The organism is Yoonia sp. BS5-3, assembly GCF_038069655.2.
GTDB lineage: Bacteria > Pseudomonadota > Alphaproteobacteria > Rhodobacterales > Rhodobacteraceae > Yoonia > Yoonia phaeophyticola.
In genome coordinates, this window is record NZ_CP150951.2 from 1,001,502 (window position 1) to 1,013,124 (window position 11,623).

Consider the following 11,623-nt stretch of genomic DNA (forward strand, 5'->3'; position numbering starts at 1 on the left):
TTCCTTATTCGGGCCGCGGCGGGATATTGCGGGCTTTGGCAACCGCAGGACGGTCAAAGAAACGCGTTACATAGGCCGGTACATTCTTCAAATCATGATATCCAACCACATCCTTGGTGCCATAAAATTCAAGCGCATTGATCCAGGGCGCGATGGCCATATCCGCGATAGAATACGCGCCTGCAATCCAATCTTGCCCGTCCAGCGCGTTATCCAAAACGGATAACAGACGGATCGCTTCGTCGCGGTAGCGTTCACGGGGGCGAGGATCATCAATCTCTTTTCCCGCGAATTTGTAGAAGAACCCCATCTGGCCCAGCATCGGCCCTAGGCCGCCCATCTGAAACATCAGCCATTGGGTGATCTTGGCCTTGTCCGACGCGGTCTGGCCCAGAAACTGCCCTGACTTTTCAGCCAGATAAAGCAGGATCGCACCGCTTTCGAACAGGCCAATCGGACCATCAGGGCCATTGGGGTCGATGATCGCGGGGATCTTGTTATTGGGGTTCAGGGATAAGAAGGCCGGGCTTTTGACATCTGCATCACTCAGCGTGACCAGATGCGGCTCATAGGGCAGGCCCATCTCTTCAAGGGCAATCGACACTTTCACACCATTGGGGGTGGGAAAGGAATAAAGCTGGATCACCGAAGGATCCTTGGCAGGCCAGCGCTGCGTGATCGGGAAGGTGGAAAGGTCAGCCATATCAAAAACATCCTTGTGCAAAAGCTTCGCCGACAAAATTAAGGGGAATTGCCGTGAAGAAAACCCATGCCACTGTTGGTTAATTGGGGTATCTATGTGCGCAGTTGCGCAATGGGCATGAGACCCATGCGCCAATCAAGACCAAGTGGGGACAAATATGATTAAAGAATTCAAAGACTTCATTGCCAAGGGCAATGTCATGGACATGGCCGTCGGTATCATCATCGGCGCGGCATTTACGGCGATTGTGACATCGCTGGTGGGCGATCTGATCAACCCAATCATCGCGCTCTTCACCGGCGGGATCGATTTTTCAGGTTGGTTTTATGTGCTGGGCGATGGCGAATGTGCTTCGGTCGATGCCTGCGGCGAGGCCGGTATTTCCGTCTTTGCGATCGGTAACTTCATCATGGCCATCATCAACTTCCTGATCATCGCTTTTGTCGTTTTCATGCTGGTGAAGATGGTCAACCGCGTGAAAGAGGCCGCTGAAAAAGAAGAAGAGGCAGCACCAGAGGCCCCCAAAGGCCCAACAACAGAAGAGCTGCTGGCCGAAATCCGCGACGCTTTGAAAAAGTAAGCGCCGGCTATTCAAGACCTAAGAAAAAGGCCCGCCCTTCGGCGGGTCTTTTTTGTTGGCGATTTGCAGCAGCTGCAAAAAAGCAAACCGCATTCCCCAGCGGGGTGGGCCGATATGCTTGATCAACGTCGCATAAATACATTGTTTTCTAGACTTTAGGGCAAAAGCGACCCATTCTGATCTTGCCAGTAAACGGCGCCTGTCAGGCGCATCACGCAAGCTGAACGGACATGGATAATGGCCCTAAAGAATACATCTGAGCGCTACGGCGCGTTTACCAAGCTTTTTCATTGGATCATCGTCATCCTATTTGCCTGGCAGTTTCTAAGCGGCAATATCATGACCGGTATGCAGCGTGGTGAGCTTGTCGTTGGACTAGATCAAAACGCTTATTACAACTGGCATAAATCCATCGGCCTTGTTGCCCTGCTGATTGCAGTTTTTCGTCTGATCAACCGCTCAATGGGCCAATTGCCTGCATGGGCCCCGACACTTACTGGCGGTGAAAAGAAGGCGATCCACCGGCTTGAGCAGCTGCTTTATCTGGCCATGTTTATCATGCCAATCAGCGGATATATCTATGTGATGGCGGGCGGCTACGGCGTATTGCTGTTCGGCGAGTGGCGATTGCCGGACCCGATCGGCAAGTCAGAGATGCTCGCCCTGATTGGTCGCTGGGTGCATATTATCGCCGGTTATATTTTGGCCGCCTCTGTCCTGGGCCATCTGTTCATCGTTTTTCGCCATCAGTTCTTTGTCAAAGACGGGCTGATTTATCGGATGTTGCCTGCGCGCAAGAAATAGCGCGCTAGGCCCGCCCCGTATTAAGCCCTGCCGCCAGCGCCCCATGCAGTGCCCCATTACTGGCGATAAATGAGCCGCTTTCCAGCATGCCCTGCCCGGGCCAGAGCGGGGTGATGTAACCGCCGGCCTCTTGCACGATCAGCGCACCTGCGGCGATATCCCAAGCCCCTAAATTACGTTCCCAATAGCCGTCCAGCCGCCCGGCGGCTACATAGGCAAGATCAAGCGCCGCTGCCCCCCAACGCCGCAGCCCAGCCGTTTGCGGCATCAGTTTTTCAAGATCCTCAAGGCAATGCGGCAGATAAGTAATCCGCCCCCCCGCCGGCACGCCCGACGCAAACAAGGCCGATTGCAAGGGCACGTCTTTGCTGACCGTGATCTTGCGCCCATTCAGGTATGCGCCCTGACCTGCCTCTGCGCTGAAGGTTTCGGATTTTGCCGGATCATAAATAATGGCCGCCAGTGGCCTGTCGCCCTGGTAAAGCGCAATTGAAACCGCCCAATGCGGCAACCCTTTGAGAAAGTTGGTTGTCCCATCAAGCGGATCAACAATCCAGCGCAGCCCGTCCTGCGCGCTTGGCCTTGTGCCGGTTTCCTCACCCAGCCAGCCATAGCCCGCGAAATGCGCGTTTAAATGATCGCTAATTGTCTTTTCCGCCTGCAGATCCGCATTGCTGACAAAATCGCCCGCCGTTTTTTCTGTTATCGTCAGATCAGCCAATTTCCGTGACGCATCCAGCAGGCCTTGCCCCGCCAAACGCGCCGCTTCACCCATGATATGCAGCCGGTCTGATGCGTCTTTGGGCAAGATCACGGTCTGTTCAGCCCCCATAGCGTACCCGGTGGCACAAGGTCGCTGGATCATGCAGGATATCGCCATAGCGCCTTGCCAGATCGCCAAAGGCCGTTTCCCCCGAAATCAGCGCATCAAGCCGCCCGTCGCGCAGCAATGCCAGCGCTTTGGCCAGCCGCCGCCCATAGTCCCAGCGTGCCGCCTGCGCGGCGGGCACCCGCCCGACTTGCGAGCTGACCAATTGCAACCTGCGTTGATGGAACCGTCCCCCAAGCGGTGTTTCTGTCATGGCCGCCCCGTACCAGCTGGCCTCGATCACTTTTGCTTCGATCCCTGCCAGATCCAACCCCAGCGACAGCCCGGCGCTGTTTGCCGAGGCATGCACAATCACATCAGCGTCCCCGCCAAGCACCTTTTGCGCGTTCTGCGGCGTTGCGAAGTCACAGCCGAGCGTCCGCGCAAGACTTTCCCGGGTCGGGTCGATATCGATCAGTGTCACCTCTGTCCCCGGCATTTGCCCGGCCAGATAGCCCACCAGCGCGCCCACAACGCCGCAGCCGATCACCGCAACCCGGTCCCCGATCCGCAGACCTGCGTCCCAGGTGATATTCAGTGCCGTTTCCATATTAGCCGCAAGGATAGCCCGCTTTGCAGGCACATCCGTAGGGATTGTGAGCGCCATATTGTCCGGCACTGCGAACCGGGTTTGATGCGGAAAGAGGCTGAAGACCAGCTGGTCCTTGCGCGGCCCGTTTTGCACCCGCCCCACAGCGCTGTACCCGTATTTGACCGGGAAGGTGAAATCCCCCTCCTGAAAGGGTGCACGCATTGTGTCATGCTCGGCAGGTGGAACCTGCCCGTGATAGACAAGCCGTTCGGTCCCGCGGCTGATCCCTGTATACAGCGTTTCGATCTCAACCATATCGGCCTGGGTCGACACGTCAATCTCGCGGCATTCAGCCTGCTGCGCCGCCGTGATCCAAAGCGCGTGCGCCTGCGTCATAGCATATGGCCGGATTTCAACGCCTTGACTGACAGGTAATTCTGGTTGTGGATATTCCGCCCTACCCGAAGTGGCAATTGTTCGGTGATCGTGATCCCATTGTCATGGAAGGTTTGCACCTTGGCGGGGTTGTTTGTCAGAAGCCGCACCGACTGGAACCCCAGTTTGGACAGCATCACCGCCGCGATCCGAAAGTCCCGTTCGTCATCCTCATAGCCGAGCCGGTGGTTTGCCTCGACAGTATCGAGCCCTTTGGACTGCAGATCATAGACCCGCATCTTGTTGGCCAGCCCGATCCCGCGCCCCTCTTGGTTCAGATATAAAAGAACGCCAGCCCCTTCTTCGCCCATCCGCGCAAGCGCCGCGTCCAGCTGTGGGCCGCAATCGCATTTCAGACTGCCAAGCACATCACCGGTGAAACAGGCGGAATGCAACCGCGACAACACCGGTTGGTCGGGGTCCGGCTTGCCGATTTCGATGGCGTAATGTTCGCTCATCCCGTCGGGGTCGCGAAAGACATGGAGCCGGCCCACATCATGTGTCTCAAGCGGCAGGCGCGCCGCCGCCACCGGGGCCAGAACAGGCGCCAATGCGAGATGATGCAAAGCGTCTTGCGCTGTGATCGGCACCAGATGCAGCGGATTATCGGCCATATCTGCGGGCAAGGTGAATAGCCCAACGGCTGGTAGCAATTCTGCTTTTTTGACCAGTTTGATCGCCGCCTCATGCAGCGCCGTGGCTGCATTTCGTACCAGATGCAGCGGCCCTGTGGGCGCACGCGCTGCGTCAAACTGGGTGTCTGCCTGCTTTTGAAACCATTCCAGCGTCGCATCCGCAGGCGGGCAGACCCGCACTGTATCATCGCTGATCAACGCCGCAGTCGCAGGAGCCATGATCGCCTGCCCCCGCTTTGCCGTCAAAAGCAGCTCAGGCGCACCGAACATGTCGCGTAGCGCATCGAGCCGGGTTTGGGTCAGCGTTTCAATCGCGACAATCAACACGCGGGCACCGTCATGCGTCAGAAGGGCTGGCAACCCCATCGCGAGATCCCCACGCGCACGGGCAAGCCGTTCAGGCATTGATGGCAAAAGGCAGTCAATATTGGTTTGCATGGCGGTTTTCTCAGCTTGGTTCAATGGGTGTGCCTCGGTCTGGCGGCAGGCGCTGTCGGGGCAGAATGCGTGATTCGATGTTGCGCGTCTGCAGCGGTGCAGCTTGCAGGCGCCAAGGCACAATCAAACAGAATATCGCTGCCCAGGTTGTAAATGTCCGTCTGCGGTCGGCGCGCGGCGGCCAACGTGCCGACTGGCGACGTTGTCAGGCTTTGCGGCCCAGAACCAATGAGCAGCGGCGCGACAGCCACATGCAGCCGATCGAGCAATCCTGCTTCAAGGAACTGGGCAATCGTAATCCCGCCACCTTCAATCAAAATACGTCTGAAGCCCAGTTTTTTGAGCGCGGCAAGGATGTCGTCGGGTGCGATCCAGGGTGCGCGTGGGAGCGTGATCACCTCAACCCCAGCGGGCCGCTTGGTATCTGTGGCCTGAATGATGATCCGTCTGGCATCGGTGCAGGTCAAAAGCCGCGCGTCATTTGGCAGCCGTCCGTCCGGGTCAATCACAACCCGGGCCGGGCTGGTGCCATCGGCCAATCGGACGGTCAGCTGCGGATCATCATGCAAGGCGGTTTTCACCCCGATCACAACAGCATCGGCAAGCGCGCGCAGACGGTGCAAATGCGCCAGCCCATCCTGGCCCGATATATCCTGCGCATCCCCGGTTTCCGTGGCGACCCGTCCATCAAGCGATTGGCCGATCTGCGCGAAAACCTGGGGCGTTTCGGTGGGCTGCAACAAGGCACCATAAAGGGCTAGCGCCTGCGTCTCGCCAACGCTCCAATCCCCGCAACACAGACAGTCCGTTCCGGTTTTCACACCCAGAATCCTTTCCCATACTCTGTCTGTTACGTCCAAGTGCTGCATTTTATTCTCCGGTCAAGTGCGGTATCGCCAGAATATCGGTATGACCAATATATCCGGTAGTCTGCGCAACTGTCCTGCGGCGCATTTCCGCCCACGTAAGGGCATCCTTATACCCGGCCTCAGCCGCCGCAGCGCCGATCCCGGCGATCAATTCATCATGAAGCGCTGTATCATCTGCCCCCAACTGCCAGGGGCTATCACCCCGATGCACATCAAAGCCATGCGCCGCAAAGATCTGGGCGGTTTCATCTGCTGAAATGGGCCCGAGTGCTGCGCCAATGCCTTTGTCGCTACGCTGATGCTGGTTGAATGCCGCTGTCACGCCCGCATCATCCGGGCTGGCTGGGGACCAGCGCATCTGACCATTATAGTTGATCGCCGCATAAAAAGGTATTTTCGCAGCCGAGAGCCGCGCCGCCAACGCATCCACCCAATCACGCGGCATCAGATCAAGCAGGGCCGAGGCCGTGACCAGCCCCACCCCATCCAGTGGCAGATCGGCAATATTACCCAAATCGAACAAAACCTGTTCCGATTGTGGATGTTTTTCCCCTGCAATTTGCAATAATGCAGCATCGCCATCGACAAACCGCCAGCCCCAAGCGGCTGGGGCGTGACCGGCAAAGGCCCGCGCGGTTGAACCTGTGCCACTGCCAAGATCAAGCACAAGCGTCTCCTGACCGGCTGCAGCCACAGTCTGCGCCAGTAAAGCAGCATCCCGCGATGCATGATCTACAGGTTCACGTAACGCCAACCAATCAGGAGAAAAGCCCATATCAGATATCCGCCTCGTACCAACCGCGCGCCATATGGCTTTCTTCCAATGATACTTTGATCCGGCACACCCGCCCGTTATCGCCCAGACCCGTTGTCTTGGCCGTATCGCGCAGCTGTTCCCAGATGTAATGGCACAGGAATTCTGTTGTGGTGATTTTGCCCTTGAATGCGGGTACCTCGTCCAGATTGGCGTATTTCAGCGGCTTGAGCGCATTTGCCAATGCCTCAAGCGCCAGCCCCATATCGACTACAAGCCCGTTTTCATCCAGGTCTTTGGTGTAAAAGGCCGCATCCACGACAAATGTCGCCCCATGCATTCCCTGCGCCGGGCCGAATACCGGCGATGGCAGGGAATGGGCAATCATGATGTGATCCCTGACTTCAACTGCAAACATATATTTCCCCAATCCTATCGATCTTTTTGAACATGAAGCTATCGTTCCTTTGTCTCATGGCGGCAAGCCGCACCAGCAGAGGGCACATATTGACCAAACAGATGCAAACGCTTTCCTGTCTGAGCTGGAACATCCATCGCTGCCGCGGCAATGACGGGGTGATAGACCCTGCCCGGACCCTCGCCACCCTGCAAGCCGAGGCTTTGGACAGCCCCATCGACGCCCTGATCCTGCAAGAGGCCGATGAAGAGATCCCGCCCCATACCGGCTTGCTGGACATTGATGCTGTCGCGGCGGCCACCGGCCTGCGTTACATCCATGACGATCCCGCCCATCGCTGGTCCGACGGCAGCCATGGTTTTTTGGGCACGATCATCTTTGTGCATCCCGACATCACAGTGGACCGGATCACATTGTTGGATTTGCCGGGTCGTTGTCATCGTGGCGCTGTCATCGCGGACCTGACCCGTGATGGGCGCCGCTTTCGTTTGATCGGAGTGCATTTGTCGCTGATGCAAGCCCTGCGCTGGGCGCAGTTGCGCACGATCTGCCAGTTTATGTTCCGCAACCCGCTGCGCCCAACCATCCTGATGGGTGACTTGAACGAATGGCGCCCTTGGGGCGGTCTGGCTTTGTCCCCCCGCTTTTTGGGCACGACATTCACGGGTCCGGCTTTGCCAAGTTTTCCAATCAACCGCCCCTTTTTGCCGCTGGACCGTGTCTTGGTCACCGCCCCCGCGACCGTTCGGTCGGCTGAGGTGCTGGATGGGCCGGGTATCCGTATGACTTCGGACCACCGCCCCTTGCGCGCGCTTGTGGATTTGGGTGAGGGGGCCATTTCGCCTTAAGACTGTCATCACACGCCCCCGTCCCGCGCCCGGGTCCAACGGTGCAACCATACAGGGCTAAGCGCTGTTCCATCGCTTGCCCGCAGACTGAACCGGATTTCAGCTGCATCCACTGTGTCCGCCGCAAAAAGAAACGTCACCCGGGTCGCGGACCCATCGGGCAACGCGAATGCGCTGATCCCCAGCACATCTGCCCCTTCGCTGGCCGAGATATCGGGCACCACCCCTTCAGCGGTGGTGCCCACATCCAGAACAAAGCGCCGGTGTCCCGGCCTGTCATGCTCGCGCCCGCTGCGCCCCTGCAAAATCGGGGGTAGCCCCCCCAGATCAGGTGCAGCCAATGTCCAGTTCAGCCGGTAGCTATAGCGGTAAGTTCCGCCCGCCAGCAGCGGCTGCGCTGGTCGCCAAAACGCGACGATATTGTCCAAAAATTCCGTTTGCGTCGGCAATTCGACCAGCATGACCGCCCCCGCCCCCCAAGGTTCCAAAGGGGTCACGGTGGCCGAGGGCCGGTCGTGATACCGCGCTTCGGTATCCTGAAAATCAGCATAGCTGCGCGGGGTCTGGTAAAGACCAAAGCGTCGCGGCGCATCATCTACAAAGGCCGAGCTTTCCACATTGCGGGGGTTGGCGACGGGCCGCCAGATGATCTCGCCCGCGCCGTTCTCAATCACCAGCACATTGCTATCGTGTACCCGCGGCCGGAAGTCATCGGACACCGTCGAAAGCATCGGGCCCTTCAGATACATCGATGTCAGCGGCGCGATCCCGATATCGGCGATATCGACGCGCGGAAAGATCGTTGTTGCGATCTCCATCACAGTGTCTGTGCCTGGATGCAAAACCAGATCCAGATGCGCCGACAGCGATGGGCTGTCGATCACCCCTTCGATCCGCACACTATCCCCGGTCGCAGGATGCAGACGCAGATGGACAAAGCGAGGGAACTCTTCAGGCGCGCCGCCCCCAGTGCCTACAGCGACCGTCCGCGCCGAGAGCCCGTAAGCCATCGCCGTTCCAATCGCCCGGAAATAGCTGGCCCCTTGCATGACCAGCACCTCATCCATCACGTCTGGTGCATTCAAAGGATAGCGCAACCGCATTCCTGAAAAGCCGGCGCCGGGGCTTTCAGTTGGCACGTCATCAAAATACCGCGCATCGAAATCGAACAGCGACGGGCTGAAGGCGATATCGCGCAAACCGGCTTCGGTCATTTGATCCACCTTCAGAGGATCCGGAAAATAGAGCCCCGGTGGGAGCAGGTCCAAGGCAAACCGGTCCCCATGCGGCAGCATCGCCGATTGACCAACCAAAGGCCGGATCGCCCGGAATTGATTATAGGTCAGATCGGCAAATGGCGGGGCAAGCGGGGTTGTATTTGGCTGATAGGGCCGGCTTTGTAGCGCTTGAGCGATCTCAAGCATACTGCCCTCTGTTTGACTGCGGGCAAGCCTGGGCAAACAGGCCAGAGCGACAGTGCCTTTGAGCAAGGTGCGGCGGTTCATGCGGGCTCTCCATCCAGCAGCGGGATCAACACCGGAGCCATGATCAAAGGCCCAAAGATCGGGGCCAGCCATAGCGCGCTTATCGCTTGGCTATTTAGCGCCAGCAGCAAGATGGCAAGGCCAGCCGCAGCCTCGGGCCAGCCTGCGGGCAGCCGCCAGGTGCCACGTCGCCCTGATTTCCAACCGCAATCGCGCCCCATGCAAATCGACAGCACCGCCGCGCTGTGCCGCAATGAAATCAGCGGGCCGACCAATGTTGAAAGCCCCAGCTCTGACAGCCACGCGCGCAGGATGACCCGGCGCCGCTGCCCGGTCCGCGCCGCTGGCAACCGATCCGCAAGCGCGCAGAGCTTTGGGATAAACAACACAATCGCAACAACCAGGATCGCACCATAATGCGTCACGGACACGACCCCAAAGCTAAGCAGCGCTAGCAAAATCAGCAAGATTGGCGCCGATAGATAGCTGAAAGCGCCCATGATCAGGTGCAAACGGCTTAGCGGATGCAGCCCAGCCGCTGTGCAAATGCGCAGATGTTGCAAATTGCCCTGACACCAACGCCGGTCGCGGCGAAAAAACTCATGCATGGTTTGCGGTGCATCTTCGGCGCTACCGCCCACTTCGGTAGCCAGCTCAATGTCCCAGCCTGCGCGGCGCATCCAGGCCGCTTCGACAAAGTCATGGCTCAGGATATCGCCGCCAAAAGGGGCTTTGCCGGGCAACTGGGGCAAATGCGCTGCCGCGCGGAAGGCTTTGATCCGCATAATCGCGTTATGCCCCCAATAATTGCCTGCTTTGCCAGAGGCCGCCACAAAACCACGCCCAAAGATGCGCCCCAGCAGCCGCGACGACACCCGTTGATGCCGCCCGAACCGTGTCCGTCCCGGCACCATGGCGATCGCCGCCTGCAAGAGCCCGGTCTGCGGGCGCTGTTCAAGCCCCCAGATCAAGTTTCGGGTGCAATGGACGCTCATTCGGCTATCGGCATCCTTGACCAGCATAAAGTCAAAATTCTCTCCTTCTGCGGTCAGCCAATCAGCAATGTTACCCGGTTTTTTCCGGGTATTTGCAATGCGGCGCCGATAGCTGATCTGTCCCGCGTCAATGAGCCCTGCAAGCGCCTGCTGTTCATCCTTGATTTGATCAGCGCCAGACGTGTCCGACAAGACAAAAACCCGTGTATGATCGGCGATACCAGCTGTCTTCAGCCCATTGGCAAAGCTAGCCAGATAACGCGCAAGCGGTGCTATGTCTTCGCCGCAGACGGTGATCAGAATGGCTGTGCGGTTTTGCGGCACCCATGCCCGGGGTGCATCAATAACCATCACGCGCTTGCTCAAAAGACCCAGCAGCGCCGTCGCCGCCCCGCCTGATATCCATAACGCATTTATCAGGATCAGCCCTGCCACAATGATCGCCGGAATATGCCACTGCTCCACCGCCATCGCGAAACTGGCCGTGATAGACAGGGCAAAGACCAGCGTCAGGATTGCAAACCCCGGCAAGCCCGGGCCTACGATACGTGGCCGGGCCGCTTTGGGCGCAAGCCGATCCTGCCCTTTGGCAAGGGTTTGTGACGATGCAATCAGCAAGGGGCGTGCTTTCCAGACCTAGGAGTTTTTGCCAACTGGTGGCCACATCCGGGTGAAAATCCCGTCGCGGCGTATCAGGCCATGAAACGCGGCCGCCCCGATATGCATCAAGATCAGTGCGGTAAAGGCGTAGGCCCCATAATAATGCACCGCTTTTGCAAATTCGGCCAAGGCTTCGGATCGCGGCACAAAAGAGGGGATGCCCATCGCATCAAGCGCCTCAATCGGGAAACCACCGGCCCGCACCCGAACATAACCGGCCAGCGGCATGATCAACAACAGCGCATAAAGGCCGATATGGGTGGCATGCGCCGCAAATTCTTGAATTTTCGGCAACTCCACCGGTTTCAGCTGGGGTGGCCGACGCCAGCGGTAAATCGCGCGGACAAAAAATAGGACAAGTAACAAGGTGCCCACATTCTTATGGGTGATGAAGAGGAAGTTTTGCGTACTACGTTCTAATTCAGCGCGGACCATCAGGAAGCCGATTGGAATGATACATAAAATCAAAATTGCCATAATCCAGTGGATCACACGTGCTGGGACGCGGTATTTTTGCAAAGGCTCGGGCATGTCAAGTACTCTCTTTTTTGTCGGTCTCGAGAATAGTACGTCTGGCTGGCGCGTATTATTCTCAGGAAA

The 11,623-nt window shown here is 58.1% G+C and carries 13 protein-coding genes; 3 read left to right on the forward strand and 10 right to left on the reverse strand.

Annotated elements, in window-relative coordinates; translation table 11 throughout:
- Positions 1-4: 4 nt before the first annotated feature.
- Positions 5-703, reverse strand: coding sequence for a glutathione S-transferase N-terminal domain-containing protein (locus AABB29_RS05140; RefSeq protein WP_341367960.1), 699 nt, complete (start codon positions 701-703; stop codon positions 5-7).
- Between the two features lie 157 nt (positions 704-860).
- Between AABB29_RS05140 and mscL the strand changes: the two genes are divergently transcribed.
- Both mscL and AABB29_RS05150 read left to right on the forward strand, forming a co-directional pair.
- Entirely contained in the window at positions 861-1,283 is a 423-nt protein-coding gene (gene mscL, locus AABB29_RS05145; protein ID WP_341367959.1) for a large conductance mechanosensitive channel protein MscL, read from the forward strand.
- Between the two features lie 237 nt (positions 1,284-1,520).
- The gene (locus AABB29_RS05150; RefSeq protein ID WP_341367958.1) at positions 1,521-2,087 is read left to right on the forward strand and encodes a cytochrome b; all 567 of its coding nucleotides are present in this window, start codon (positions 1,521-1,523) and stop codon (positions 2,085-2,087) included.
- A 4-nt stretch (positions 2,088-2,091) separates the two neighbouring features.
- Here the strand turns inward: AABB29_RS05150 and AABB29_RS05155 are convergent, their stop codons facing one another.
- The 6 genes from AABB29_RS05155 to AABB29_RS05180 are packed head-to-tail and all read right to left on the reverse strand — an operon-like array spanning position 2,092 to position 7,036.
- Complete coding sequence (locus tag AABB29_RS05155) at positions 2,092-2,919, reverse strand: inositol monophosphatase (RefSeq protein ID WP_373636902.1); 828 nt, start codon at positions 2,917-2,919, stop codon at positions 2,092-2,094.
- Entirely contained in the window at positions 2,909-3,883 is a 975-nt protein-coding gene (locus AABB29_RS05160; RefSeq protein WP_341367957.1) for a zinc-binding alcohol dehydrogenase, read from the reverse strand. The genes AABB29_RS05155 and AABB29_RS05160 overlap by 11 nt, the downstream gene beginning before the upstream one ends.
- Positions 3,880-4,995 carry a GTP cyclohydrolase II gene (gene ribA, locus AABB29_RS05165; RefSeq protein ID WP_341367956.1) on the reverse strand — a complete coding sequence of 372 codons (1,116 nt, stop codon included), beginning with the start codon at positions 4,993-4,995 and terminating at the stop codon, positions 3,880-3,882. Before ribA ends, AABB29_RS05160 begins: the two co-directional genes overlap by 4 nt.
- Positions 4,996-5,015: 20 nt before the next feature.
- Positions 5,016-5,816 (reverse strand): RibD family protein, encoded by an 801-nt coding sequence (locus tag AABB29_RS05170; RefSeq protein WP_341367955.1) that lies wholly within the window; start codon positions 5,814-5,816, stop codon positions 5,016-5,018.
- Positions 5,817-5,865: 49 nt separating this feature from the next.
- Positions 5,866-6,639 (reverse strand): class I SAM-dependent methyltransferase, encoded by a 774-nt coding sequence (locus AABB29_RS05175; protein WP_341367954.1) that lies wholly within the window; start codon positions 6,637-6,639, stop codon positions 5,866-5,868.
- A gap of 1 nt (position 6,640) precedes the next feature.
- The gene (locus AABB29_RS05180) at positions 6,641-7,036 is read right to left on the reverse strand and encodes a 6-pyruvoyl tetrahydropterin synthase family protein (RefSeq protein WP_373636807.1); all 396 of its coding nucleotides are present in this window, start codon (positions 7,034-7,036) and stop codon (positions 6,641-6,643) included.
- 101 nt (positions 7,037-7,137) lie between these two features.
- On the opposite strand from AABB29_RS05180, the gene AABB29_RS05185 reads away from it, so the two are divergent.
- Entirely contained in the window at positions 7,138-7,884 is a 747-nt protein-coding gene (locus tag AABB29_RS05185) for an endonuclease/exonuclease/phosphatase family protein (protein WP_341367952.1), read from the forward strand.
- Positions 7,885-7,892: 8 nt separating this feature from the next.
- Here AABB29_RS05185 and AABB29_RS05190 read toward each other — a convergent pair whose 3' ends face one another.
- The 3 genes from AABB29_RS05190 to AABB29_RS05200 are packed head-to-tail and all read right to left on the reverse strand — an operon-like array spanning position 7,893 to position 11,554.
- Positions 7,893-9,389: a glucan biosynthesis protein gene (locus AABB29_RS05190; RefSeq protein ID WP_341367951.1), complete on the reverse strand. Its 1,497-nt coding sequence runs from the start codon at positions 9,387-9,389 to the stop codon at positions 7,893-7,895.
- On the reverse strand, positions 9,386-10,981 hold the full coding sequence (gene mdoH / locus AABB29_RS05195; RefSeq protein ID WP_341367950.1) for a glucans biosynthesis glucosyltransferase MdoH: 1,596 nt from the start codon (positions 10,979-10,981) through the stop codon (positions 9,386-9,388). The genes AABB29_RS05190 and mdoH overlap by 4 nt, the downstream gene beginning before the upstream one ends.
- An 18-nt stretch (positions 10,982-10,999) precedes the next feature.
- On the reverse strand, positions 11,000-11,554 hold the full coding sequence (locus AABB29_RS05200) for a cytochrome b (RefSeq protein WP_341367949.1): 555 nt from the start codon (positions 11,552-11,554) through the stop codon (positions 11,000-11,002).
- Positions 11,555-11,623: the final 69 nt, after the last annotated feature.